23 protein-coding genes and 1 pseudogene are annotated in these 25,147 nt (G+C 65.6%); 10 read left to right on the plus strand and 14 right to left on the minus strand.

Annotated elements, in window-relative coordinates; all coding sequences use genetic code 11:
- From ACE3RQ_RS17890 to ACE3RQ_RS17910, 5 genes are all read right to left on the minus strand, one after another.
- Positions 1–100: CoA-transferase (locus ACE3RQ_RS17890; protein ID WP_374523474.1), on the minus strand; the 100-nt coding region annotated here is incomplete at its 3' end.
- A 20-nt stretch (positions 101–120) separates the two neighbouring features.
- Positions 121–1,494 (minus strand): acetyl-CoA carboxylase biotin carboxylase subunit, encoded by a 1,374-nt coding sequence (gene accC, locus ACE3RQ_RS17895; RefSeq protein WP_374523441.1) that lies wholly within the window; start codon positions 1,492–1,494, stop codon positions 121–123.
- A 9-nt stretch (positions 1,495–1,503) separates the two neighbouring features.
- Positions 1,504–1,995 carry an acetyl-CoA carboxylase biotin carboxyl carrier protein gene (gene accB, locus ACE3RQ_RS17900; RefSeq protein ID WP_374523442.1) on the minus strand — a complete coding sequence of 164 codons (492 nt, stop codon included), beginning with the start codon at positions 1,993–1,995 and terminating at the stop codon, positions 1,504–1,506.
- A 42-nt stretch (positions 1,996–2,037) separates the two neighbouring features.
- On the minus strand, positions 2,038–3,504 hold the full coding sequence (locus tag ACE3RQ_RS17905) for a pyruvate carboxylase subunit B (protein WP_374523443.1): 1,467 nt from the start codon (positions 3,502–3,504) through the stop codon (positions 2,038–2,040).
- A 26-nt stretch (positions 3,505–3,530) separates the two neighbouring features.
- A complete protein-coding gene (locus tag ACE3RQ_RS17910; RefSeq protein WP_374523444.1) occupies positions 3,531–4,937 on the minus strand; it encodes a gamma-glutamyltransferase in 1,407 nt (468 codons plus the stop codon).
- Between the two features lie 134 nt (positions 4,938–5,071).
- On the opposite strand from ACE3RQ_RS17910, the gene ACE3RQ_RS17915 reads away from it, so the two are divergent.
- A complete protein-coding gene (locus tag ACE3RQ_RS17915) occupies positions 5,072–5,824 on the plus strand; it encodes a GntR family transcriptional regulator (protein WP_374523445.1) in 753 nt (250 codons plus the stop codon).
- Between the two features lie 19 nt (positions 5,825–5,843).
- Here ACE3RQ_RS17915 and ACE3RQ_RS17920 read toward each other — a convergent pair whose 3' ends face one another.
- Genes ACE3RQ_RS17920 through ACE3RQ_RS17930 form a run of 3 tightly spaced genes read right to left on the minus strand, consistent with a single transcriptional unit; the run spans position 5,844 to position 8,427 of the window.
- Positions 5,844–6,584 carry an ABC transporter permease gene (locus tag ACE3RQ_RS17920; RefSeq protein WP_374523446.1) on the minus strand — a complete coding sequence of 247 codons (741 nt, stop codon included), beginning with the start codon at positions 6,582–6,584 and terminating at the stop codon, positions 5,844–5,846.
- A gap of 11 nt (positions 6,585–6,595) precedes the next feature.
- Entirely contained in the window at positions 6,596–7,363 is a 768-nt protein-coding gene (locus ACE3RQ_RS17925; RefSeq protein ID WP_374523447.1) for an ABC transporter ATP-binding protein, read from the minus strand.
- Positions 7,364–7,395: 32 nt separating this feature from the next.
- Positions 7,396–8,427: an ABC transporter substrate-binding protein gene (locus ACE3RQ_RS17930; protein WP_374523448.1), complete on the minus strand. Its 1,032-nt coding sequence runs from the start codon at positions 8,425–8,427 to the stop codon at positions 7,396–7,398.
- Positions 8,428–8,779: 352 nt separating this feature from the next.
- Here ACE3RQ_RS17930 and ACE3RQ_RS17935 point away from each other — a divergent pair, with 352 nt between their 5' ends.
- Positions 8,780–9,589 (plus strand): SDR family NAD(P)-dependent oxidoreductase, encoded by an 810-nt coding sequence (locus tag ACE3RQ_RS17935; RefSeq protein WP_374523449.1) that lies wholly within the window; start codon positions 8,780–8,782, stop codon positions 9,587–9,589.
- Positions 9,590–9,622: 33 nt separating this feature from the next.
- A complete protein-coding gene (locus ACE3RQ_RS17940) occupies positions 9,623–10,345 on the plus strand; it encodes an SDR family NAD(P)-dependent oxidoreductase (RefSeq protein WP_374523450.1) in 723 nt (240 codons plus the stop codon).
- A gap of 42 nt (positions 10,346–10,387) precedes the next feature.
- Here the strand turns inward: ACE3RQ_RS17940 and ACE3RQ_RS17945 are convergent, their stop codons facing one another.
- The 3 genes from ACE3RQ_RS17945 to ACE3RQ_RS17955 are packed head-to-tail and all read right to left on the minus strand — an operon-like array spanning position 10,388 to position 13,816.
- Entirely contained in the window at positions 10,388–11,362 is a 975-nt protein-coding gene (locus tag ACE3RQ_RS17945; RefSeq protein WP_374523451.1) for a Bug family tripartite tricarboxylate transporter substrate binding protein, read from the minus strand.
- A gap of 39 nt (positions 11,363–11,401) precedes the next feature.
- The gene (gene acdA / locus ACE3RQ_RS17950) at positions 11,402–12,607 is read right to left on the minus strand and encodes a 3-sulfinopropanoyl-CoA desulfinase (protein ID WP_374523452.1); all 1,206 of its coding nucleotides are present in this window, start codon (positions 12,605–12,607) and stop codon (positions 11,402–11,404) included.
- 18 nt (positions 12,608–12,625) lie between these two features.
- A complete protein-coding gene (locus ACE3RQ_RS17955) occupies positions 12,626–13,816 on the minus strand; it encodes a CaiB/BaiF CoA transferase family protein (protein WP_374523453.1) in 1,191 nt (396 codons plus the stop codon).
- Between the two features lie 142 nt (positions 13,817–13,958).
- Here ACE3RQ_RS17955 and ACE3RQ_RS17960 point away from each other — a divergent pair, with 142 nt between their 5' ends.
- The 3 genes from ACE3RQ_RS17960 (at position 13,959) to ACE3RQ_RS17970 (ending at position 17,704) form a co-directional block, all read left to right on the plus strand.
- Positions 13,959–14,903, plus strand: coding sequence for a LysR substrate-binding domain-containing protein (locus ACE3RQ_RS17960; protein WP_374523475.1), 945 nt, complete (start codon positions 13,959–13,961; stop codon positions 14,901–14,903).
- A 192-nt stretch (positions 14,904–15,095) separates the two neighbouring features.
- Positions 15,096–16,724, plus strand: a complete 1,629-nt coding sequence (locus ACE3RQ_RS17965) for a thiamine pyrophosphate-binding protein (protein ID WP_374523455.1) — start codon at positions 15,096–15,098, stop codon at positions 16,722–16,724.
- Positions 16,725–16,729: 5 nt separating this feature from the next.
- On the plus strand, positions 16,730–17,704 hold the full coding sequence (locus ACE3RQ_RS17970) for a LysR family transcriptional regulator (protein WP_374523456.1): 975 nt from the start codon (positions 16,730–16,732) through the stop codon (positions 17,702–17,704).
- A gap of 23 nt (positions 17,705–17,727) precedes the next feature.
- Here ACE3RQ_RS17970 and ACE3RQ_RS17975 read toward each other — a convergent pair whose 3' ends face one another.
- Positions 17,728–19,143: an FAD-binding oxidoreductase gene (locus ACE3RQ_RS17975; protein ID WP_374523457.1), complete on the minus strand. Its 1,416-nt coding sequence runs from the start codon at positions 19,141–19,143 to the stop codon at positions 17,728–17,730.
- Positions 19,144–19,162: 19 nt separating this feature from the next.
- Entirely contained in the window at positions 19,163–20,167 is a 1,005-nt protein-coding gene (locus ACE3RQ_RS17980) for a tripartite tricarboxylate transporter substrate binding protein (protein ID WP_374523458.1), read from the minus strand.
- Between the two features lie 498 nt (positions 20,168–20,665).
- Here ACE3RQ_RS17980 and ACE3RQ_RS17985 point away from each other — a divergent pair, with 498 nt between their 5' ends.
- The 3 genes and pseudogenes from ACE3RQ_RS17985 (at position 20,666) to ACE3RQ_RS17995 (ending at position 22,946) form a co-directional block, all read left to right on the plus strand.
- A complete protein-coding gene (locus ACE3RQ_RS17985) occupies positions 20,666–21,004 on the plus strand; it encodes a transposase (protein WP_374523459.1) in 339 nt (112 codons plus the stop codon).
- On the plus strand, positions 21,001–21,333 hold the full coding sequence (gene tnpB / locus ACE3RQ_RS17990) for an IS66 family insertion sequence element accessory protein TnpB (protein ID WP_374523460.1): 333 nt from the start codon (positions 21,001–21,003) through the stop codon (positions 21,331–21,333). Before ACE3RQ_RS17985 ends, tnpB begins: the two co-directional genes overlap by 4 nt.
- An 80-nt stretch (positions 21,334–21,413) precedes the next feature.
- Positions 21,414–22,946: pseudogene (locus ACE3RQ_RS17995) on the plus strand (IS66 family transposase).
- Between the two features lie 139 nt (positions 22,947–23,085).
- On the opposite strand, the gene ACE3RQ_RS18000 reads toward ACE3RQ_RS17995, so the two are convergent.
- Positions 23,086–23,988, minus strand: coding sequence for a LysR family transcriptional regulator (locus tag ACE3RQ_RS18000; protein ID WP_374523461.1), 903 nt, complete (start codon positions 23,986–23,988; stop codon positions 23,086–23,088).
- 146 nt (positions 23,989–24,134) lie between these two features.
- Between ACE3RQ_RS18000 and ACE3RQ_RS18005 the strand changes: the two genes are divergently transcribed.
- Complete coding sequence (locus ACE3RQ_RS18005; protein ID WP_374523463.1) at positions 24,135–25,145, plus strand: Bug family tripartite tricarboxylate transporter substrate binding protein; 1,011 nt, start codon at positions 24,135–24,137, stop codon at positions 25,143–25,145.
- Positions 25,146–25,147: the final 2 nt, after the last annotated feature.

Below are 25,147 nucleotides of genomic sequence, written 5' to 3' on the forward strand. Positions count from 1 at the left end.
TGGGAATGCCCGCGGTGCCGAAGCCGCCGATGAGCACGGTGGCGCCGTCTTGCAGGCCGGCCAGCGCGGCCGATACCGAGGGCGCGATTTTGTTGATCATGAGGTGTCTCCTGCGCGGGCTCAGCTTTGCCCGAGGCCGGGCAGGTAAATGTTTTGCACGTAGCGGGTGTGGATGCGGCCGGCCGCGAAATCGTCGGTGGCGATCAGCGACTCGTGGAACTGCCGGGTCGTGGTCACGCCATCGATTTCCAGCTCGGACAAGGCGCGCCTCATGCGGGCAACGGCCTCGGGCCGGTCGCGCCCCCAGCAGATGACCTTACCCAGCAGCGAGTCGTAATACGGCGGCACCACGTAGCCCGTGAACAGGTGGCTGTCCATGCGAACGCCCATGCCCCCGGGCGGGGTGTAGCTGTGGATGCGGCCCGGGCTGGGCAGAAAGTCGCGCGCGGGGTCTTCGGCGTTGATGCGGCACTCGATGGCGTGGCCACTGAGGCGAACATCGGACTGGCGCATGCCCACGCCCTGCCCGTCGGCGATGGCGATCTGGGCCTTCACCAGGTCAACGCCCGAGATCATCTCGGTGACCGGGTGCTCCACCTGGATGCGGGTGTTCATTTCCATGAAATAGAAGGACTGCGAGGCCAGGTCAAGAATGCACTCGATGGTGCCGGCGCTGCGGTACTTCACGTGCTGGCAGAGCTGAATGGCGGCGCGGCCGATGTCCTGACGCAGCTTGTCGCTCAGCACCGGCGAGGGGCTTTCCTCGATAAGCTTCTGGTTGCGGCGCTGGGTGGAGCAGTCGCGCTCGCCCAGGTGCACCACCGTCTCGCCATCGCCCAGCACCTGGATCTCGATGTGGCGAATGTCGGTGAGGAATTTCTCCAGGTACATGGCGCCGTTGCCGAAGGCCACCATGGCCTCGCGCGAGGCCTCCAGAAAGGCGCGCTCGATCTGCGAGGGGTCGTGCACCACCCGCATGCCACGCCCGCCGCCACCGGCCGAGGCCTTGAGCAGCACGGGGTAGCCGATCTTCTCGGCAATGGTAGCGGCCTGTCTGGCGTCTTCGATCACGCCCTTGGAGCCCGGCGTGGTGGGTACGCCCGCCTCTTCGGCCAGCCGGCGCGCCATGGCCTTGTCGCCCATGGCCCGGATGGTGTCGCCCGTGGGGCCGATGAAGGTGAAGCCTTCTTTTTCCACCAGATCGGAAAAGGCAGCGTTCTCCGAGAGAAAGCCGTAGCCCGGGTGGACGGCATCCACCTTGAGCGCGCTGGCGGCGGCCAGCACCCGCTGCTGGCTGAGGTAGCTGTCGTGCGGGCGGGGGCCGCCAATGCACACGGCGCGGTCGGCCATACGCACCGCCAGCGAGTCGCGGTCGGCCTCGGAGAAGACCTGCACCGCCTCGATGCCCATTTCATGGCAGGCGCGGATGATGCGAACCGCGATCTCGCCGCGGTTGGCCACCAGCACGCTCTTGATTCTGTGGGTGGATGCCATGCCGCTGCCTCACTGGGTGGGGTCGATGACGATGAGCGGCTGGCCGTATTCCACGGTCTGGCCGTCGGCCACCAGTACGTCCACCACCACGCCAGCGGCCTCGGCCCCCAGCGCGTTCATGAGCTTCATCACCTCGATGATGCAAACCGTGTCGTTGGCCTGCACCCGGCTGCCCACCTTCACGAAAGGCTCGGCGCCCGGCTCGGAGGCGCGGTAGAAGGTGCCGACCATGGGCGCCGTGACCACCACCATGCCGTCGCCGATGGTGGCGACCGATGGCGTCACTGGCGCCGCGGCCTCCGGCCTGGGCGCCAGCACGGGGGCCGCAGGCTGGGCGATCACCGCAGGGGCCGTGGTCTGCACCACGGCACGGCCGCCACCCTTGCTGATCTCGATCTCGAACCCCTCGTAGCGCAGCTTGAAGTCGGTGAAGGCGTCGCCCATCTCCACCAGCTTGATGATTTCCAGCACGTCTTCGTGCCGCAGGCTTGTGTTGCTCATGTTGGTCTCCTCGTGTGTGAAAAATTGGGTCGGTGGGGTGGGTCAGTAGCTGGCCATTTCCAGGGAAAAACTGCCCCGCTCGATGTGGATGCGGGCACGCTTGGGTTGCTGGGCGAGGTGGCGCACCAGGGCCACAACCGAGTGCTCGTGGCGGTAGTCCACCACCGGCACCTTGTCGCGCAGCATGTCGTCCACCTGCGAGCCAGCGAACATGAAGCGCAGCAGGCGCTCGTCGTCGGAAGCGTTGGGGTACTTGCGGCGCAGTTCGGCCACGGCCGGGGCCGGGGCAACGGGGGTCAGGGCGATCTGCCTGGAACCGTTCTCGACGATGCGGTCGAGCACCTCGGGGTGAATGGGGGCCAGCAACTTGCCGTAGTAGCCCAGCGCGTACTTCTTGATCTCGTTGGGCACCACGCGGTAGCGCTCGCCGTGCACCACGTTGAGCACGGCCTGGGTGCCCACGAGTTGCGCGAAGGGCGTGATCATGATCGGGTAGCCCAACTCCTCGCGCACCCGCGCCACCTCTTGCAGCAGTTCGTCAAACTTGTCTTGCAGGCCCGCGGCCTCCAGTTGCGACTTGAAGTTGCTCAGCATGCCGCCGGGCATCTGGTGCGCGTAGTGGAAGGCGTCGTACTCCAGCACCTGGCCCAGGGGCTTGCCCTCGGCCACCGCGATTCGCCGGAAGTGCTCGCCCACCTCTTCCATGATCGAGGCGTCCACGTCCACGTCGTGGCCCAGAAACTTCAGGTTGCGCGCCATGCTCTGGGTGGACGGCTGGGCCGCGCCATTGGCCATGGGCGCGATCGAGGTGTGGATGAGATCCACCCCGCACTTCACCGCCTCCAGGTACACCAGGGGCGCCAGGCCGGTCAGGCAGTGGCTGTGAATCTCCAGCGGCACCGTGCCCATCACCTTCTTCAAGGCCGGCACCAGGGTGCGAACGCGATCCACAGTGAGCAGGCCCGCCGCGTCCTTGAGCATGATGGCGTCCACCATGCCGCTGGCCACCAGCTTGCGGGCGGTTTCCACGTACAGCTCGTCGGTGTGCACCGGGCTCAGCGAATACGACAGAGCGCCAAAGGTCTTCACCCCCATCTGCTTGGCCACACGCACCGAAGCTAGGATGTTGTCCACGTCATTGAGGCCGTCAAAAGAGCCCACCACGCCGAAGCCGTTGGCCACGATGCGCTCCACCCACAGGTCCATGATGTCGTCGGGCAGCATGTCAAAGGCCATCAGGTTCTTGCTTCGCACCAGATAGCGCAGCGGCGTGTGGGTCACGCGCTCGCGCATCAGGCGCACCCGCTCCCACGGGTCTTCCTTGAGGTAGCGCACGCACACGTCAAACTGGATCGCACCGGCCAAGTCGATCTGCTCGAAACCGGCCCGGTCCATCTGCCGCGCCACGGGCAGCATGTGCGGGGTGGTCATTCGCGTGGCCCACAGGCACTGGTGGGCGTCGCGCAGGGTGGTGTCGATCACCCCAATTTTTTTGTTGCTGCTGGTCATGAGGTCTCCTGTCAAAAAATCCGTCTTTACGCTTGGGCGAATCCCGAGGCGCATCGCCGATCCACGGCCACCACCGCGCGCCCATCGCCCATGAGGCCAATGGCCGACGCCGGCCCATAAAACTCTTCCGGCCCCAGCACCCGGTGGGGCCCTGGCCAGTTCGCCTCGGGCTCGGCCTCCACCTCGCCCTGGGGCGATACCGACACGCGCGGGCGGTCCATGGCCGATGCCAGCTCGCCGCCTGGGACCACCGAATCGATGAGCAGCTTGAGCACGATGGCAGGGATGCGACTGCCCCCTGGCGCACCCATGGCGTACCGGTCGCCCGACTCGGTGCACACCAGCACCGGCGTGAGGTTGTTGATGGCCAGCCAGCGTCCGTGGGGCTTGGAATACCGCGCCAGGTTGGTGCCGCAATTCATCACCACGCCAGTGCCCGGCACCAGCACACCCGAGCCAAACCACAAAGGGCCGTGCGTAAAGGTGCAGGACACCAGGCCGCCCCGGGCATCGCTCACGCAGAAATGCGTGGTGTGTTTGGTGACCGATTCGGGCGATTCGGTATTGGCCGCGCGCCATTGCCAGGCCGTTTGCAAAGCGGCCACAAAAGCACTCGCCTCCCAGACCAATGCTCCGCCTTTGAATGATTCGGCGTATTGGACCAATGCGGGCAAAAAGATGCCATAACCCGATTCATCGAGCGAAGGCCCCGCCACCGAAAAACCGGGCCCCTTCCATTGCTCCGCCGGCACCACAAAAGAAGGGGCAATTGGCATGTCCTCAGACCAACCCAGCATTTCTTTCTGGCCCATGTATTGGGCGATGGCGCGAAACACAGCACCCGAATAGAAGCCTTCCGGCTCGGCCGCAAAATCGACCAAGGTTTCGGCCAGGTCTTTTTGCACCAAGCCATCCCCTTGCTGGCACAAATGTCCATTCTGGCCAAACACCTCGCAAAACGAATCCCCCACCGAAGCCAATCGTCGTTCCATCCAGCGCAGGGCCTTGTGAAGATTGGCGTCAATCAAAAAGCCGTCCCGCGCCAATTGAATGGCGCCTTTCGCCAGATCGGCCATGGGCATCGAAGCAAATTGGCGATGGGCCTGCGCCAGACCGCTGGGCACCATAGGCAGGGCAATCGAATGCTCGCCATTCACGAATGGGCCGCAGCGACTGGCACCCGCCAAGGCGCGGCCACCCCATCCCTCGGGCATGCGGGTATTGAAATCCACCACCATCGGCGTTTCACCCGGTGCCATTTGAACGGTCATGTAACCGCCGTAGCCGCCAAATCCACCATTGGCCGGGTCCACAACGCACAAGGCCAATGCGGTCGCAATGGCGGCATCCACTGCATTGCCTCCGTTCTTCAACACCGCCGCCCCGGCCTGCGCGGCCAATGGGTGGGAACACACCACCATGCCCGCGCTCATTTCAGCCCTCCCGCCGCCGCAATAGCGGCACCAGTCAACACAAGGGGCAAGAAAATTACATTGGACAGCCTACGGGGATGGCGGCCTATAATGCCCAACTCAAGCCTTCCAACGCCCCCTTCAGGACGCACACCATGGAAAACGACGGTTTCTACGAGCGGTACAAGTCGCACATAAAAAATCAGCAGCCCAAGCACGAAGCGCTGAAGCAGGTGTTGATCGCGGCAATTGAAGATGGCCATTGGAAAGACGACGAAAAATTACCCACCGAACAAGTTTTGGCAAAAATCACGCCCTTTAGCCTTGGCACGGTGCAAAAGGCCATTGGGTTTCTGGTTAGCGAGGGATACGTGCAGCGAAAGCGGGGTCAGGGCACGTTCATCATTCCTCGCGAAAAACGCATGGGCGAGCCCTGGATCTACCGGGTGCTGTCGCCCGACGAATCACGGTACGTGCCCATGACGACGAAGGTGCTTCGTCGCGTCGAGGTGGAATCCGACGCGAGCTGGGCCACCTGGCTCAGGAGCGGCAAGACCGATCAGCGCATCATTCGCCTGGAGCGGGTCATCCACGCCGAAGGCTTCTCGTTCTTCAGCCAGTACAACGTGTGCCCCGAGCGCTTTCCGCTGTTCGAGACCATTGAGCTGAAAGACCTGGACAGCGAGAACTTCGTGAAGCTCACGGCCGAGGTCTACCGCGTGACGGCCTCCAAGATCATGCGCACCGTGCGCGCGGCGCCGCTGCCCAAGTTCGCGACCGACGCCCTGGGCATTCCCCCCAAGAGCTTCGGCACCTGGCTGGAGGTGATGGCCAACAGTTCTCATGGCGTTCCCATCTTTTTTCATCAGCTCTACGTGCCGTCGGGTGGTCTGAAGATCGCGTTCTGAGCGGGCAGAGGCGCGCGGCTCAGCGCCAGCGCAGCAGGTGCGCCTCGATCTTGCTGGCCACCAGGGTCAGCATGCTGCCCATGAAGGCCAGCAGGATCAGCACCGCGAACACGCCATTGGTCTTGAAGCTGCCGGCCAGAAAGCTCAGCAGTTGCCCCAGGCCTTTTTCGGCCGCGATGATCTCGCCGGCAATCACCCCCAGCAGCGCGTAGATCAAGCCCAGGCGCAGGCCGGAGAACATCGACGGCACGGCGCTGGGCAAGGTGATCTTGCGAAACACCGTCATGGGACTGGTGCCGATGGTCTTGGCCAGGATCAGAAAGTCGGTGTTCACGCCACGCGCGCCGGCCACGGTGCTGCTGAGCACGATGAAGAAGGTCAGGCTGAACCCCAGCGCAATCTTTGACGACAGACCCAGGCCGAACCACAGCAGAAAAAGCGGCGCCAGCGCAATGCGAGGCAAGGCGTTCAAGCCATCGAACACCGGCTCCAGCAGCTTCTCAACCGATGGGTAGGTAACGAAGAGGAAGCCAAATAGAATGCCCATCACGCTGCCCAGGCCGAAGGCTGCGGTCGTGGCCAGCAAAGTCCAGTAGGCGTGGACCAGCAACTCGTAGTTGATGAACAGCCCATCAAACAGGTAGAGCGCGATCTGAGTGGGGCGCCCGATGAAAATGGGGTTGATGATCCCCTTGATGGAGACGTATTCCCAGGCCAAGCACAGGCCGATGAGCAGAACGAAGCGAATGAGTGCGATCACCTGTGTACCCCTTACATGACCCGGTCGTGTTGTTTCATGCCCTCTTCCAGGCGCGACCACACCTCGGCGTACAGCTCGTGGTATTGCGGATCGCGCTGCAGATCGCTCACCGAGCGCGGGCGCTTCAGCGGGATGGGAATGTCGGCCACCACCCGCCCAGGGCGGCAGCTCATCACGATCACGCGATCGGACAGCAGCACCGCCTCGGCCAGGTCGTGCGTGATGAAGATCACCGTGCGCTGCATGCTGGCCCACAGCTGCAACAGCACGTCTTCGAGCTGCAGCTTGGTCTGGGCGTCCAGCGCACCGAAGGGCTCGTCCATCAAGAGAATCTGCGAGTCCAGGCAGAAGGTGCGCGCCAGCGCCACCCGCTGGCGCATGCCGTGCGACAGCGCCTTGGGCAGCTTGCTCTCGAAGCCCTTGAGGCCCACCGCCTCCAGCAGGCCCATGGCCTTCTTGCGCCGGGACTCCACCGGCTCGCCGCGCAGCTCGGCACCGAATTCGGTGTTTTGCAGCGCGGTGAGCCAGGGAAAGAGGGAATCCCTGGCCAACATGTAGGCCACGTCGTGACGCCCGGCGGTGGGCGGCGCGCCATTGGCCATCACCGTGCCCTGCTCCACTGGCAGCAGGCCGGCCACGATGTTGAGCACCGTGGTCTTTCCGCAGCCGCTCGGCCCCACGATGGACACGAACTCGCCCGCGGCGATGGAGAGGGTCACGTCCTGAACCGCGAACACCTCACCCCCGAAGCGGTGCGACAGGTTGTTGATTTCAATCATTGGCGGGACTCCGTCTGTTTTGGTCGCTCGGCTCAGGGCTTGGGGGCCTTCTCGTACACCACAGAGGCCGACGACACCGGCTTCTCCGACAGCTTGTTCTGCATGAGGAAATCAGAGGTCGCGTCCACCGCCTTGCGCTCGATCGTGTAGCCCAGGCTGGTGGTCTGCCCCTTCACGAGCAGAGCGAGCACCTTGTCGGCATCGGGGATGTCGCCCATCGACATCTTTTTCTTGGTGATGGCCACCACCTCGTCGTAGTTTTTGGGGTCTTTGACCCAGGTGATCGCATCACGCACCGCCGCGATGAAGGCGTCCGCCGCCTTGGGGTTGGACTGCACAAAGTTCTTTCGCATCGCAAAGCTGGCAAAGCCGCCGTTCATGGCCAGCATGTTGGCCGGCCCTTCACCCTTGCCTGGGCTCACCAGCTCCACGCAGGTCTTCTGGGCCAGGCAAAGCGTGTTGAAAGGCTCGAACGACACTGAAGCGTCGATCTGCTTGGCCAGCAGCGCCGGGTACGAGGTGGCGGGGGCACCCACGGCCACGTAGGTCACGTCATCACCCTTCATGCCGGCGCCCTGCAGCAGCGCCCGCGTGACGATCTCGATGCCCGAGCCGCGTGCGGTCACGCCCACCTTGGCACCCTTGAGGTCTTTCATGGACTCCGGATACCCCTTGCTGCGGTTGGGCAGGGGGTAGTCGCTGCTGACGTTGAGCGTGTAGTAGTTGTTGGGGCTGTGGCCCACGACCAGCTGGATCTCGTTGCCGCGCGAGGCCGCCATGAGGTTCACCTCGTTGGAGGCGAAGGTGGCCTCAATGCTGCCGGCCGCCAGGGTCTGCAGCCCCAGCGGACCGCTGGCCAGGCCCACGGTGGAGCAGCGGATGTTGTAGCTCTTGCAGAACCCCTTCTCAATGGCCACCCACATGGGAATGCCCAGGATCGAGCCGGGGTACTCCTGCACGCGAATCTGGGTGTCACCCCCGTTGGGCTTGTCCTGAGCCAAGCTGGCCGAACTGGCCGAGATCGCCACAACAGCGGCGCACACGATCTTGGTGATGGTCTTCATGTTGTCTCCTGCTTTGAAAGGTGGGCTATCGCCCTCTGTGTTCGGCCTGCCTTGCCGTGCACCTCTGCCGAGGAAACCACGGACATGGTTTAACCTATGCCTTCGCTTCTACACCTGCCTCACGCAACACGACTCATCCATCAGGATCAGCCGTTACTACATAGTAAGATCGCGCAACTTGCAAATGTCATAGTGGTTTCCCTAGCAGAACAAACTATATTCAACTATATAGTTTTGATTCAACCAAAACAGGACCAACCCGTGACAGCAAGCAGGCCGTTCGCGCGTGCCCTCCCCCCAACCGGCTGGCCGCCAGCGCAATGCGCACCGGGCCAACCCTTCAGGAGATCTCATGCCTTCATCCCACGCACAGGCGCCCATGTCGGTGGTGGTCACCGGCGGCAGCAGCGGCATTGGCCTGGCCCTGACCAAGTTGCTGCTGCAGCGCCAGTGCCACGTCACCCTGATCGACCTGCAGACGGAACGGGCGCAGGCCCTGGCCGGGCAGTTTCCCCATCACCTGCGGGTACACCAGGGCAGCGTGACCGATGAGGTCCGGCTGCGAGCCATCCTGGACGAGGTGAAGGCGGATGGCACCCCGGCCATCAACGGCTTGGTGAACTGCGCCGGCATTCCGCCCACGGCCACGCCGATCGAACAGTACGCATCTGCCGACTGGATGCGCGTAATCGACTCTCACCTGAACGGCACCTACCTCTCGTGCCAGGTGTTCGGCAGCGACATGGCAGCCAGCGGACAGGGCGGTTCCGTGGTGAACCTCGCCTCGGTGCTGGCCTTTCGGCCGGGGCCGGTGCTGGCCTACGGAGCGGCCAAGAGCGCCATCGTGAACCTCAGCCAGTCACTGGCCGCCCACTGGGCTGGCCGCGGCGTGCGGGTCAATGCGGTGGCCCCGGGCTGGACCGACACGCCCTTTGTGCGCCGCAAGGAGCGCGAGAACAGCGACTTCAAATCCATCCTCGACGCAACGCCGCAAGGCCGGCTGCTGCAGCCGCTAGAGATTGCCGAGGTGATCGCCTTCCTGCTGTCGCCTGCAGCCAGCGCGGTCACGGGCTCCACCCTGGTGTGCGACGGCGGCTACATGGCCGGGGCGGGCTGGGCGCCGTACGGCGGCCCCCCCAACCGCCACTACGTACCCCTCTGAGTCCCCCGTGCCCCTCCGAAAAGGCGAAGCGACATGGAACGCAACATGAACGGACAGGTGGCCGTCATCACCGGTGCGGCCGGCGGCATTGGTCACCAGGTGGCACAACTGCTGGGTGAAGCGAGCGTGCGCCTGCACCTGCTGGACATTCAAGACCCGGCCACCACGCGCCGGGTCAATGAGCAGGTGCCGCAGGTGGCCTCGGTGCACCGCTGCGACACCAGCCAGCGCGCCGAGGTGGAGGCCATCGCCCGCGCCTTGGGCGACGTGGACATCTTGGTGGACACCGCCGGCATCTGGCCACGAGACGACTGGATGGCCGACGACTGGGACGCCGCCTTTGACCGGGTGATGAACATCAACCTGCGCGGCCCCATCAACCTAGCCCGCGCCTTCCTGCCGGGCATGATGCAGCGGCGCTACGGCCGCATGGTCCTGTGCGGCTCAATCGCGGGTTGGACCGGCGGCCTGATGTCCAGCCCCCACTACGTGGCGACCAAGGGTGGCGTGCACGCCCTGGTGCGCTGGTTCTCACAACACGGTGCGCCGCACCGTGTGTGCGTGAACGGCGTGGCCCCCGGCCCGGTGGCCACTGGCATGACCCACGATGCCGGCCATGACCTCGACAAGTTCCCGCTCAAGCGCATTGCCCACCCGCAAGAGGTGGCCAGCGCCATCGCCTACCTGTGCAGCCCGGGGGCGAGCTTCATTACGGGCAGCATCGTGGACGTGAACGGTGGCATTCACATGCGCTGAGGGGCACGGGGCGTCAGGCCCGCCCGAGAACCTGCTCGATGCTCACTGCACCGTGATGCCGGCCTTCTTGGCAACTTCAGCCCATCGGCTCACTTCGTCGAGCGTCAGCTTCTTCAGTTCATCTGGTGTGCCTCCTCCGGTGTCCGCTCCCAGCGACACCCATTTGTCAGAAAAGGCCTTGTCCTTGAAGGCGTTGTTGATGGCGAGGTTTAGCCTGTCCACCACGTGCGCGGGGGTCTTGGCCGGCGCAAAGATGCCGTACCAACTGGTGGCGTCGTAGTTCGGGGCGCCGCTTTCCATGACGGTGGGCACGTCCGGCAGGTGCGGCGAGCGCTGCCTGGACGTCACCGCCAGCACGCGCACATTGCCCGCCTTGATGTGCTGCAGGGCAGAGGGCATGGTCTCGAACATCATGTGCACATTGCCGGACATCACGTCCACGATGGCCGGCGCCGATCCCCGGTAGGGAATGTGGCCCATCTTGGTGCTGGTGACGTTCATGAAGTACTCCGTCATCAGGTGCTGCATGGTGCCGGCGCCCGGCGTGGCGTAGCTGTACTTGTCGGGGTTCTTTTTCAGCAAGGGAATCAGCTCGGCCACGCTCTTGGCGGGCAGCGCGTTGTTCACGATGACAGCGTGGTTCACCCGGCCCAGGAAGCCCACCGGCGTGAGCTCGCGAATGTCGTAGCCCAGCTTGGGGTAAACCGATTGCGCGATCGCGTGGTGCACCGCACCAAACAGAATGGTGTAGCCGTCGGGCTGGGCCTTGGAAGCCACGTCTGCCCCCACCGTGCCACCCGCACCACCGCGGTTTTCCACGATGACCGACTGCCCCAGGTCGCGGCTGAGTTGCTCGGCCAAGGTGCGCGAGAGGATGTCCACCGTGCCGCCCGGAGCGTAGGGCGCGATCAGGCGGATCACCTGCGCGGGGTATTTGGCCTGGGCCATGGCCTGGCCCATGGGGGTGAGCACGCCAGCGGCTGAAAGCGCAGCGGCCAAGAGGTGTCGGCGGTTCATGGTTGTCTCCTTTGTGGTTGTGGTGAAAGTGGTCAGGAATCAGGTCTTGTCGCCCGCAGCGAGCTTGAGGTAGCCATCGCGCGTCTGAGGCAGCTTCATGCCCAGCACCTTGGACGCCACCTGCGTGCGCAGGATCTGGGCGGTGCCGCCGGCGATGGTGAACATGCGCGCGTCGCGCACGTGGCGCTCCATGGGGTGGTGGCGGCCGTAGCCGGACGACCCGTAGAACTGCAGCGCGTCGTTGGTGACCTTGTTGGCGGTCTCGGCGGCAAAAATCTTGGCCCGCGCGGCCTTGTCGATGTCGGGGAAGTCTTCGCCGCTGGCCGCGGCGTGGCGCAGCATCAGGCGCGCGGCCTCCAGTTGGGTAGACATGTCGGCCACCATCCACTGCAAGCCCTGGAACTCGGCAATGGGGCGCCCGAACTGCTCGCGGCTCTTGAGGTAGGCCACACCCTCCTCGAACGCGCCCTGGGCGATGCCCAGCGCCACCGTGCCCGCGCCCACGCGCTGCGCGTTGTAAGCCGACATGAGCGCCGCAAAGCCCCGCTTGAGCCCGCCGGGCGGCACCACCAGCATCGACTTGTGAATGGGCAGATCGCGAAACTCCACGTGCGTCTCGGGAATGCCGCGCACCCCCATGGCGTACAGGCGCCGGCCAATCACCAGCTCGCTGGGCTTGTCGTCCTCGCGCACGCAGATGAAGGCGCCGATGCCCTGGTCCACGCCATTGTCAAACACGCGGGCGAAGATCAGGTGCAGCTTGGACACACCGCCACCGGTGATCCAGTACTTTTCGCCGTTGAGGATGTAGTGGTCGCCCTTACGATCGGCGCGGGTGGTCATCTCGCTGGCGGCGCTGCCGGCGTTGGGCTCGGAGATGCAGATGGCCGGCTTGTCGCCTGCCAGCACCACCGCCGCCGACAGCTTTTGCTGCTCGGGCGTGCCGTACTTCATGATGGCCCCGATGGCGCCCATGTTGGCCTCCACCGTGATTCGGCCCATGGTGGCGCAGGCCTTGGCCATCTCTTCCACCACGATCACCGCGTCCAGGTAGCTCAGCCCCTGGCCTCCCAGGTGCTTGGGCAGCGTCATGCCCATGAAGCCCGCCTCGCGCAGCATGGCAATGTTGTCCCAGGGGTATTGCTCGGTGAGGTCGGTCTGTGCGGCGGTGGCGGCGAAGTGACCTTGGGCCAGTTCCCGGGCGCGGGCCTGCAGGGCCTGCTGGGCGGGGGTGATATCAAACATTGCGTCTCCTGTGGTGGGTCATTGGGGGTTGAGCCAGTCGTTGAGCACCTCGGCCTGGTGCTCATTCAGCCGGGGTGGGGGCATGCGGTAGCTCGCGGGGGTGCGCGAGAGCTTCAAGGGGTTGGCCAGCAGGCCAATCTCGCCGTCCTTGGCCCAGGCGCAGGGCATGCGCAGCTCGGCGCCGCGTGCCTGCACGTGGGGATCGCTGAACACATCGCCCAGATGGTTCACCGGGCCGCAGGGCACGTTGGCCTGCTCCAGCACCTGCAGCCAATGGGCGCGCGAGCGCGCTTGCAGCAGGGCCTGTACCCGCTCGCACACAGCCTCGCGGTGGCGCACGCGCGCCACGTTGGTGGCGAAGCGCTCGTCCTGCGCCAGCTCAGGAGCGCCCGCGATCTCGCAGAAGCGCCGGAACTGGCCGTCATTGCCCACCGCCAGGATCATGGGCTCGTCGGCCGTGGCGAACACCTGGTAGGGCACGATGTTGGGGTGGCCATTGCCCAGGCGGGTGGGCAGCTCGCGGTTGGCCAGGTAGTTGGTGCCCGCGTTCACCAGCCAGGCGATCTGCGTGTCCAGCAGCGAGATGTCGATGTGCTGGCCCAGGCCACTGCTGTGGCGGTGCTGCAGCGCGGCGAGGATGCCCACGGCGGCGTACATGCCGGTCATTACGTCGGCAATGCCTACCCCCACCTTCATCGGCGTGCCGTCGGGCTCACCCGTGAGGCTCATGATGCCGCCCATGCCCTGGATCAAAAAGTCATAGCCGGCGCGGTGGGCATAAGGGCCGGTCTGCCCAAAGCCTGTCACCGAGCAATAGATCAGGCGCGGGTAGCGTTCTTTCAGTTGCTCGTAGCCCAGGCCGTACTTGGCCAGCGTGCCCACCTTGTAGTTCTCCACCAGCACGTCGGCGCGCGAGAGCAATTGGTGGATCAGCGCCCGCCCCTCGGGCGCGGCCAGATCGATCGCGATGGAGCGCTTGTTGCGGTTGGCGGCCAGGTAATAGGCGCTCTCTTCGGTGTCTTCTTCGCTGGGGGTCTGCACATAGGGCGGCCCCCACTTTCGGGTGTCGTCGCCCTCGCCGGGTTTCTCCACCTTCACCACGTCGGCGCCCAAGTCGCCCAGCAACTGGGTAGCGCTCGGGCCCGCCAGGATGCGAGACAGATCCAACACTCGGATGCCGGCCAGCGCGGCGGGAGACATGGGGCTCATGGGCGCGCCCCCGAGAGGCCCGATGGGCCCGATAGGCCATAAAAGAAGTGAATGAGCATGGTCGTGATGTCCAGAATGAGGCCAGTCTAGAATTCACATGCTTCATGCTCAATTGAATTTGAATTCAACTAAAACCATGGCCATGTCTGACGCCACCAGCGGGGGCCCCACCCTTCGCCAGCTTGAACTGCTGCTGACCCTGGCCTCGTCCAACGGCATCGCCAGCGCCGGGGCGCGGCTGGGCATGACACCCTCGGCCACCAGCCACTCGCTCAGGGCGCTGGAGAAGAGCCTGGGCATTGCCCTGATAGACCGCAACGCCCCGGGCGTGAAGCTCACCCACGCAGGCGAGGCCATCCTGCCCCACGTGCGCGATGTGTTTGCCTCGCTGCAGATCGTGCGGGCCACGGCCAGCGCCGGCGCCAAGCTCGACACCGGGCTGCTCACCATCGGCTCGCACGGGGCCAGCTCCTCGCTGAACGTGCTGCCGCCCATCCTGGAGGCCTTCAAGAAGCGCTACCCGGGCGTGGACTTGTTCGTCACCGAGAAGCCTGACGTGGAAATCGCCCGGGACATCATCGAGCGCCGCATCGAGATTGGCGTGGTGGCCCTACCCAAAGACGAGCTGGACACCCAGATCCTGGCAGTTGACGAACTGCTGGTGGTGCTGCCGCCCGATCACCCCCTGGCCGCGCTGGACACCGTGCCCGTCAAAGCCTTGGCCGACTACCCCATCGTCATGACACATGCCGGGTCACAGCCCGTGATCGCGCGCATGTTCGCCAAGGCCAAGGTGAAGCCTCGCATCGTGCACGACCTCACCCAGATCCTGTCGATCCTGGAGTTCGTGCGGCGCGGCCAGGGCATCTCGATTCTGGCCTCGCTGGTGCTGCCGCAGGACTACCAGGGCCTGGTGTACCGGCGCATCCAACCCACCTCCACGCGCCGGGTGGGCCTGGCCTGCCTAAACGAAAAGCGCTTGTCGCCCGCGGCGCGCGCCCTGTGGACGCTGGTGCGCGACGCCAAGGCCCACGGCCACGCCTTCATGCCCGCGGCCCATGTGCAGGCCCTGACCTCCCGGCGCTGAGCGCCTCGCCAATCCAATTCCTGCGGGACGAACGGCCCGCGCCAAGGCAAGCTCCTGCCCGCTCAGGGTTTACCAAAATCTTTTTTTGTTCAACTATTTTTTTTCTTGTTCTACTTTTCTTAAATATATAGACTCCCGACACATCCCGTCTCCCCAGGCGGCCACACCTCAATGGAAGAAGGCAGGAAAAGCATGTTGGGTTCTGAATTGGTGATTCGCGCGCTGGCTCGCGAAGGTGTGCGAACGATCTTCAGCCTCTCGGGCAACCAGATCATGCCGCTCTACGATGCCTGCATCGACGCTGGCATTCGCATCGTGCACGTGCGCCACGAAGCCGCTGCTGTGTTCATGGCCGATGCCTGGGCCCAGGTCACGGGCGAGATCGGCGTGGCCATGCTCACCGCCGGGCCGGGCCTGTCCAACGGCGTGGCGCCACTGTTCTCGGCGCTGCACGCCGAAAGCCCGCTCCTGCTGCTCTCAGGTGACTCACCCACCAGCGAAGACGGCATGGGGTCGTTTCAGGAACTGGACCAGGCCACCATGACGCGGCCGGCCACCAAGCTCTCGCGCCGCGTGTCGTCGTTTGATGCGCTGCGACCCTCAGTGCATGAGGCCATTGCGGTGGCCATGGCGCCGCGCCGTGGTCCGGTGCACCTGGCCCTGCCCTTTGACCTGCTCACCGCGCAAGTGCCCGACCAAGACCCGGCCGCCCCGGCCCTGGGCGTAGAGCCTCGGCCCGTGAGCGATGCCGACCTGGGTGTGCTGGGCAAGCTGCTGACGCAGGCGCAACGCCCCGTCATCCTGGCCGGCCCGAGCGCGTGCCGAGGCCATGCCCGACCGGCCTGGGACGCGCTGACAGCCACCCTGCAGGCCCCGGTCATCTCCATGGAAAGCCCACGCGGCCTGCGCGATCCCTCCATCGGCGCCGCCGCCCAGGGCATTGCGCAAGCAGACGTGGTGGTGCTCGCAGGCAAGCGGCTTGACTTCACCCTGGGCTTCGGCAAACCTGGCGTCTTCTCGGCCAACGCCCAGGTGGTGGTGATCGACCCCGACGCGACCCTGCTGGAGAGGGCCCACAGCCTCCTCGGATCGCGCCTGTGTCTCGCACTTCAGGCAGACCCCATCGCCGCTCTGCAGGCGCTGGCGCAGCGGCAAGCTACCTCCGCGCCGCGCCACGCCTGGCGGCAACAAGTGGCCCAGGCCGTGGCGTCGCGCGAACAGGCATGCCCCGTGTCCCCGCCCCCGGGCGCCATTGGTTCGCGCCATCTCTGCGAGCAAGTACAGACCCTGCTGGCGCAAGCGCAGGAACCCATCCTGGTGTGCGATGGCGGCGAGTTCGGGCAATGGGCACAGGCTTTCTGCCGCGCCCCTGTGCGCCTCATCAACGGCGTCTCGGGCGCCATCGGCGGGGGCATCTGCTACGCCATCGCCGCCAAGATCGCACGCCCTCAGGCCACCGTGGTGGTGCTCATGGGTGATGGCACCAGCGGCTTTCACTTCATGGAGTTCGACACTGCCGTGCGCGAAAACGCCCCCTTCGTCGCGGTGATCGGCAACGACGACCGATGGAACGCCGAGCACCTCATTCAGCTTCGCGATTACGGTGAAGACCGCCTGATCGGCTGCGCGCTGGCGCCCACCTCGCGCTACGAATCCGCCGCGGCGGCGCTGGGCGCCCTGGGTTGCCTGGTGAGCGAGCCAGACCAACTAGGGCCGGCGCTGCAAGCGGCCGTGCAAAGCCAGACTCCCGCCTGCGTGAACGTGCGCATCAGCAGCCAGCCCGCGCCCGTGTTCACCACCGCGTCGGCCAGCGTGCACTGAGCGCCATGGCAGCCCTGCGCTTCACCCTGCGGCAGATGGAGATCTTCTCTGCGGTGGCGCGCTCGGGTTCGACCGCCAGCGCCGCCGAAGAGGTGGCGATTTCGCAATCGGCCGTGAGCGCGGCCCTCAACGACCTGGAGTTCGCCCTGGGCGTGCAACTGTTCGACCGCATTGGCAAGAAGCTGGTCTTGAACGCAGTGGGCCGCTCCTTGCTGGCGCGCGGCGCGTCCATGCTCGACAGCGCCCGCGGCATCCAGATGGACTTCCTCAGCGGGCGACCGTGCCGCCACCTGCGCCTGGCCGTGAGCACCACCATCGGCAACTACCTCATCCCCGACCTGCTGGCCCGTTACGCCCACCAATGCCCCGACCACCGGGTGGACGTGCACATCGCCAACACCGCCGAGGTGCTTCGCCTGGTGCGCGACTGCGACGTGGACGGTGGCGCCATCGAGGGACCAGGCGACACCACCGGCGTGCACCTGCAGCACTGGCGCGACGACGAACTGATTCTGGTGGCCTCAGCGGACCACCCCCTGGCGGTGCAACAGCGTTGCTCGGGCGTACGCCTGGGCCGCCAAGCCCTGGAAAACGCCGCCTGGCTGGTACGCGAGAAAGGCTCTGGCACACGCAACGCGATGGATGACGCCCTGATGGCGTACATCAAGCCCAGCCAGCCGCCGCATGTGCTGGGAAGTTCAGAGGCCATCAAGCAAGCCGTGCGGATCGGCCTGGGGGTGAGCTGCCTCTCGCGCCTGATCGTGCAGGACGAGCTGGCCAAAGGCACGCTGGTCGAACTGTCCACCACGGTGCCGCCGCTGCGGCGCACCCTTCACCTGGCGGTGCACCACGAGCGCCAGGTGAACGCCGCCCTTGGCCTCTTCTTCGGGCAAGACCCGCTCACACGCGCGCCCGCCACGCCGGCGCCTGCCGTGCTGCGCCCGCACCTTCCCTGCCAGACACTGGCGCCCACACCCTGAGCCGCGGCACCGAGGCCCGCACCTCAGGGCAGCACCTTGCCCGGGTTCAGAATGCCCTGAGGGTCCAGCGCGGCCTTGAGCCCGCGCATCAGTGCCAGCTCCACCGCCGGCTTGCGCGCGCCCAACTCCTGCCGCTTCGACTGACCAATGCCGTGCTCGGCCGAGAAGGAACCCTGGCGCTGGACGACGTGGTCATGCACCAGCGTGAGCACCTCATCGCGCCACGCGGCCAGGGCCGAGAAATCTCCCGGCTCGCGCAGCGCCACGTTGTAGTGCAAGTTGCCATCGCCCGCGTGTCCAAACACCACAGTCTGCAGGGACGGCCAGCGCTCGTGGATCAGGCGGCTGGTCTCGGCCTCGAAATCGGCCAGCGCCGAGATCGGCAGCGAGATATCGTGCTTGAGCACACCGCCGTACGCACTCTGCGCTTCGGGAATGCGCTCGCGCCAGGCCCACAGGGTCTGCGCCTGCTCCAGCGACACGGCAATAGCAGCATCCAGCACCAGTCCCTCTTCCATCGCCTCGGCCAGCACCGCCTCCAGGGCCTCGCGGTTCAGGCCCGCGCGCCCACACGACATCTCCAGCAACACGGCCCAGGGGCTGGGGGTGATGGGCGGTGCGCCTAAGCTGGCCTGGCGCTCCACCAGCTCCAGCGAGCGCCGGGACATCACCTCAAAGGCCGTGACGTCCGCGCCGAAGGCCTGTTGCACGTACTTCAGCAAGCGCACCGCCCCGTCCAGGCCCGACACGCCGATGAAAGCGGTGGACCGTTCGGCCGGCTGGGGATAGAGCTTCAACACCGCCGCGGTGATGATGCCCAGGGTGCCCTCCGAGCCCACGAAAAGGTCTTTGAGGGAATAGCCCGTGTTGTCCTTTCGCAGGCTGCGAAGGCCGTCCCACAGCTCGCCCGTGGCGGTCACCACCTCGAGGCCCAGGGTCAGGTCGCGGGCGTTGCCATAGCGCAGCACGCCCGTGCCGCCCGCGTTGGTGGCCAGATTGCCGCCAATCGTGCAACTGCCTTCGGCTGCCAGGCTCAGCGGGAACAACATACCCGCCTCACGGGCGTGCTGCTGCACCTGGGCCAACACCATGCCAGCCTCCACCGTGATGGTGCCGTTCACCGGGTCCAGCGCCCGCAGCCGGTTCAAACGCCCCAGGTGCAAGACGATGGACTGGCCAGAGTCGTCTGGCGTGGCGCCGCCGCACAGGCCGGTGTTGCCGCCCTGTGGTACCACCGGAATGCCCTCGCGCTGGCACACGCGCAGCACCTGCGCCAGCTCCTGCGTCGTGCGAGGCCGCACCACCGCCCGGGCCCGCCCGCGGTACCGGCCGTGCCAATCGGTGCAGTACGGTCCCATGTCCACCGGCTCGCTCAGCACATGGGCCTCGCCCACGGCGCTCACCAGTGCCTGGCACCAGCCCTGCTCCGCCGGGTTCATGCCAGCCCCAGGCAACACCTCACTTGATCTCCATGCCTGTCTTCTGGACCAGGGCCTGGTAGGTGGCGTAGCTGTCGCTCACGAACTTCTCTGTGTCGGCGGCCGACATCACGCTCGGGATGCCACCGAAAGTCGCGTTACCCGCAATCCACTTCGGGTCTTCCGAAAGTTGCTTCAACACGGCGGTCCAGCGCTTGACCGCGACCGGGTCCATTTTGGGCGGGCCGTACAGGGCGCTCCAGCCCAACACAGCCTCCAACTGGGGGTAGCCGGCTTCGCGCGCCGTGGGAATGTCGGGGTGCTTCTCCAGCCGCTTGGGCGTGGTGGTGAGCAGCGCGCGCAGCTTGCCCCCATTGATCTGCCCAGCCAGCGAGCTGAAGTTGTTGCAGGCGAAGTCCACCTCTTTCGAGATCACGGCCATGGTCACTTCGCCACCGCCCTTGTAGGGCACGTTCAGTGCGGCATCGGGCTTGAGGCCCAGCAGCGACAGCAGCAACTGCGGGGCCAGGCTCTGCGTGGTGGCCGGGCCGGAGGTGCTGTACGACAGCTTGCCCGGCTTGTCGATCAGGGCCTTGGTGAGGTCCGCGATCGACTTGTGCGGGCTGTCAACGTTCACCACGCACACCACAGGGTTCAGGTCGAGCATGCCGATGAAGGTGAACTCATTCCACTTGTAGCCCAGCGATTTGGGCTGCAAGGCCGGCAAGATGGCCTGAGGCCCCGTGCGCGCCATCAGCAAGGTGTAGCCGTCAGGCGCGGCGTCACGCACGAGCTGCGAGCCGATCGCACCGCTTGCGCCCGGCTTGTTCACCACCAGCACCGGCTGCCCCAGCAACTGCTGCGCCAGCGTTTGTAGGTTACGGGCCGACTGGTCGGCATCGCCACCCACGCTGAACGGCACGATCAACTGAATCGGCTTCGTCGGGTACGTGGGGGTCTGCGCCTGCAGCGGCGCCTGTGCACCGGCGGCCACCACGGCGGCGCAGGCCAGTCTCACCGGAAGCGAACGAAAGAACCGTGTCATGACCTTGTCTCCTGTTGTCTTAGCCAAGTGCGCGGGCCATGCAGGCCTGGGAACAAAGGTGGGTTAACCCTGGCCATCGCCACCACCTCCTGCGCGGTGCAAGGCGCCGCAGTCGCGGGCACCTGCAACCACTCTAGGGAGCCGCGCATCGAGAGGGAAGCGACTATTTCTTGTTGGGCTAACCAGCAGGGATGGTCAGGGCCGCATCAGCACGCCGTGGCCGGCACCCGCCTCCACCAGGCGCCGCACCGTGTTCACCGAAGCGTCGAGGCGCTCGGCCAGCATCTGCGGTGCCCAATGGCGCGGCCAGCGCACCGACGCAATGTCTTGGCCCGGCGCTGCAAGGCGCTTCTGACAAGCAAGGGAGGAGGAAACCGTAGCTGAATGGGTTCACTTTGAGGCACCATTTCACAAATGCAAGCGCGCGGTCATCCCGCCCTTGAGGTTGACGGCGTAGGCGGCAACGATGGTGTCCACCAAACGAGATAGGTGGACACCATGACCGAAGCCAAGAACAGGACCCGTCGGCGCCACAGTGCCGAGCCCAAGCAGCAGATCCTGGCCGAGTGCGCCCAGCCCGGTGCATCGGTGGCCAGCGTGGTGCTCTCGCACGGCATCAACGCCAACGTCGTGCACAAATGGCGCCGACTGGCCCATGCCCCCAGCACAGATGTGCAAGTCCCCACCTTCGTGCCGGTGACGCTGCCTGCGCCCAGCTGTGCGCCGGCCCCGGACATCCGCAACGAGTTGCGCCGTGGCGCTACCAGCATCTCGCTGACCTGGCCGGTCTGCGCGGCCGAGCACTGCGCGGCCTGGATGCGCGAGCTGCTCAAGTGATCCGCATTGATGCCCTGTGGCTGGCCACCGAGCCGCTGGACATGCGTGCCGGAACGGACACCACTCTAGCCCGCGTGGTAGCCGTCTTCGGTGCTGCGCGCCCGCATCACGCCTACCTGTTTGCCAATCGGCGAGCCAACCGCATGAAAGTGCTGGTGCATGACGGCATCGGGGTGTGGCTGGCAGCACGGCGCCTGAACAGCGGCAAGTTCGTCTGGTCTCGTGAGGGTGCGTTGACCGCCACGATCAGTCGCTCGCAGTTCGATGCGCTGGTGCTGGGCCTGCCCTGGCAGCGTCTGGGCGATGGTGGCGTCATCACCGTGATCTGACTCTGGTCTGTGCGCAAGCGCTTGCCAATTGGGGCATGCGCCGATGGTGCGGCTGCACCGGCGCTGGCACAGTCCTGCCCATGGTGGTCGAGCCGCAATCGCTGGAGAGTCTGAGTGCAGAACAAATGCGCAAGCTGGCCGCTCGGCTGATGGTTCAGGTTCGCCACAAGAGCGCGCTGCTGGACAAGCTCACCCACGAGAACGCGCTGCTCAAGCGCATGAAGTTCGTCGCCCAGTCAGAGCGCTTCAACCCCGAATAGAAGAGCCTGCTCGAAGACGAGATCGAAGCGGACCTGGCGGCTGTGGCCAGCGAGATCGATACGCTGGCGCAGACACAAACGTCGGCCACCCCCGATAAGAAACAAGCCAAACGGCTACCGCTGCCGGCGCACCTGCCGCGCCGCGAGGTTCGCCACGAACCTGCGTCCACCACATGCGCGTGTGTGTGCCAGATGAAACGCGTGGGTGAGGACGTGGCCGAGAAACTTGACTATGTGCCCGGCGTCTTCAGTGTCGAGCGCCACATCCGCGGCAAGTGGGCATGCGCCCGGTGCGAGACCATTCAACAGGCGCCGGTCGACGCGCACGTTATCGACAAGGGCATCCCCACCGCCGGACTGCTGGCCCAGGTGCTGGTGGACAAGTACGCCGATCACCTGCCGCTGTACCGGCAGGAGGCGAATTTCGGCCGCGCTGGCCTGGCCATCCCGCGCTCGACCCTGGCGCAGTGGGTGGGCACCTGCGGGGTGCGGCTGCAGCCGCTGGTCGATGCCCTGAAGACCGAGATCCTCAGCCACCGGGTGCTGCATGCCGATGAGACACCGGTGGCCATGCTCAAGCCCGGCGAGGGCAAGACGCACCGCGCCTACCTCCGGGCCTATGCGCCGGGGGCCTTCGAGAGCATCAAGGCTGTGGTCTACGACTTCTGCGAGTCGCGCTCGGGCGAGCACGCCCGGCGCTTTCTGGGCCACGGCACCGACGATGCCTGGAAGGGCAGCCTGACTTGCGACAACTTCAGTGGCTACAAGGCCCTGATCGCCAGCGGCGTGACCGAGGTGGGGTGGCTGGCCCACGCACGACGCAAGTTCTTCGACCTGCACGCGGCCAATCAGAGTCAGATCGCCGAGTTCGCCCTGCAGCAGTTCGCCCGGGTCTATGAGATCGAGCGCGAAGTCAAAGAACTGGAGGCCGAGCAGCGGCAAGCCGTTCGGCAGCAGCAGACCCGGCCGATCCTGGACGCCTTGCATGAATGGATGACGCTGCAACGGCGCCAGGTACCCGACGGATCGGCAACCGCCAAGGCGCTGGACTACAGCCTGCGGCGCTGGGTGGCGCTGACCCGATTCGCGGGTGACGGACAACTGCCGGTGGACAACAACTAGATCGAGAACCAGATCCGGCCCATTGCCATCGGGCGCAACAACTGGCTGTTTGCCGGCAGCCTGCGTGCGGGCCAGCGAGCGGCCGCCGTCATGAGCCTGATCCAGTCGGCCCGCATGAACGGGCACGACCCGTATGCCTACCTCAAGGACGTGCTCACGCGACTGCCCACGCACAAGGCCAGCCGCATCGTCGAGCTCCTGCCACACCGCTGGAAACCCGCCGACGCCTGATCACCGGCCTCGGTAGGCCTGGGTTTGCCGGACGCTTACTCACAAATAGATAGACCTCGACTCATGTCGGCAGGTCTTTACCTTTTGTCAGCATTGAACGCGGCTAAAAGCAACCGCGACAGCACACCCGTTCATTGCGTTATCGAGAGTCCTTTTTTTCAAGGTCGCCAAAGCCCTGGCGAACGCGATCAACCAGTTCCTGTTCGAGCACCGAGCTGGGAAAACCCGGGTTGCGAACCCTGTACACCAGGGTTCGCGGCGAGCGCTTGATCGGACGGAACAAGAGCTGGTCTTGGCGCCATGCGCGGGCCGTGAGGTTGTCCACCACGGCCACCCCGGCACCGGCCTCGACCAGCGCGCAAGCCACCTGACCGGAGCGAACCTCAATGCGCCGGGGCCCGGTGCCGATGGCGCGCGGGTAGTGCTCGGCCACCAACCGCCCTTGAGGCGTGTCTGGGCTAAAGGCGATCAGCCGCTCCTTCACGATCTCGCCGATGGATACCGAGGTCTCCTGCTCGAATCGGTGCCCGCGCTGGAACACGCAAGCCAATGACCAGGAGCCCACCGGCTCCGACACCAGCATCGGATGGTCGATCGGCAGGTTGCTGATGCCCACGTCGGCCTCGCCAGTGGAGAGCAAGCGCACCATGTCGCGCACCAGTTGTGACTCCAGGTAGATGAGGGAATCGGGGTAGTCGGCCGACAGCGAAGCCACCGCGCCGGGCACAATTTCCAGCAGGGTGCTGGGGCTGGCCAGCACACGCAGCGTGAGGCCACCGCCCGACTTCAGCGCCCGAGCGCGCTCATCAATGCGCCGTACGCCTCGATACACATGCTCCACCTCGGCATAGAGCGCGTGGGCCTCCGGCGTGGGCTTGAGCCGGCCTTTGCCGCGCTCAAACAGGCGAAACCCAAGCTGCAACTCAATGTGCCCGATCATCCGGCTGATGCCAGGCTGCGACACGTGCAGAAGCCGGGCCGCATCAGCGGTGGAGCCGGTGAGCATGGTCGCCCGGAACACTTCAATCTGGCGCAAGTTCATGTATCTTGGTCCTGCGGGGGGTGATAACAACATGTTATTTCACCGCAAAGGATTGGTATTTGCCTGTTAGAGGTGGCGTTCCTAGGATGCCCGGTCTGGCTCCGAGCATTGCGCCGGATCCCTCGAAACCGACTCAGGAGACACGCATGACTACCCTTTCCGGACTCCCGTCCACTCCCCTGCGCCGCCGCGCACTGCTCTCCGGCGCCGCCGCGCTGACAGCCGCCGCCGTCTGGCCCCAGCGCGCACAGGCCGCCGACACCTGGCCTTCGAAGACGGTGCGCATCATCGTGCCCTTCGCCCCGGGGGGCGGGGCCGACAGCTCGGCTCGCGTGCTGGCCGAGTTGCTCGCCCCCCAGTTGGGCCAGAGCGTGATCGTGGACAACAAACCCGGCGCGGGCAGTGCCATCGGCGTGAGTGCCGCTGCGCAAAGCCGCGATGGCCACACCCTGCTCATGGGCAGCAACAGCATGGTGATCAACCCGTCGCTGATGCCCAACATCGGATACGACGTGGCGCGTGACTTTGACGCCGTGGGCATGGTCTCGGCGCAGCCGCTGGTGCTGGTGGTGCCGGCCACCTCGTCGCTGAAGAGCTTTGCCGACGTGGTCGCCCAGGCCAAAGCCCATCCAAGCAAGCTGATGGCGGGCAACAGCGGCAACGGCACGCTGGCGCACCTGATCGCGGAGATTTTCGCGAGCCAGATCGGTGCAACGCTCACCCCCGTGCCCTACAAGGGCGAGAGCGCGCTCATGCCAGATCTGCTGGGGGGCCTGGTCGCGCTGGGCTTCCTGAACCTGCCCAGTGTGCTCGCCCACATCCGCGCAGGCCGCCTTCGTGCGCTGGCGGTTTCGTCGCCCAAGGAGGTGCCCGAGTTGCCGGGCGTCCCCACCTTCCGCTCGTTGAACCAGCCGAGCCTGGAAGTCCAAGGCTGGGCCGCGCTGTTCGCGCCCAGGGAATCGATACCCGCCGCTGGTCTGGCCCGACTGGAGTCGCTGCTTGGCGCCGCGCTCGCCTCGGATGCCGTGAAAACCCGATTCGCCGCGCTTGGCGTGGCACCGGTGATCCTGAACCGCGCCGACACCGTGAAGTTCATCAAGTCAGAGGGCGAGCGCTACGCCGCCGTCATCAAGGCCCGGGGCATCAAGGCGGAATGAAG

Source organism: Hydrogenophaga sp., from assembly GCF_041913525.1.
In the GTDB taxonomy this organism is placed as follows: domain Bacteria; phylum Pseudomonadota; class Gammaproteobacteria; order Burkholderiales; family Burkholderiaceae_C; genus Hydrogenophaga.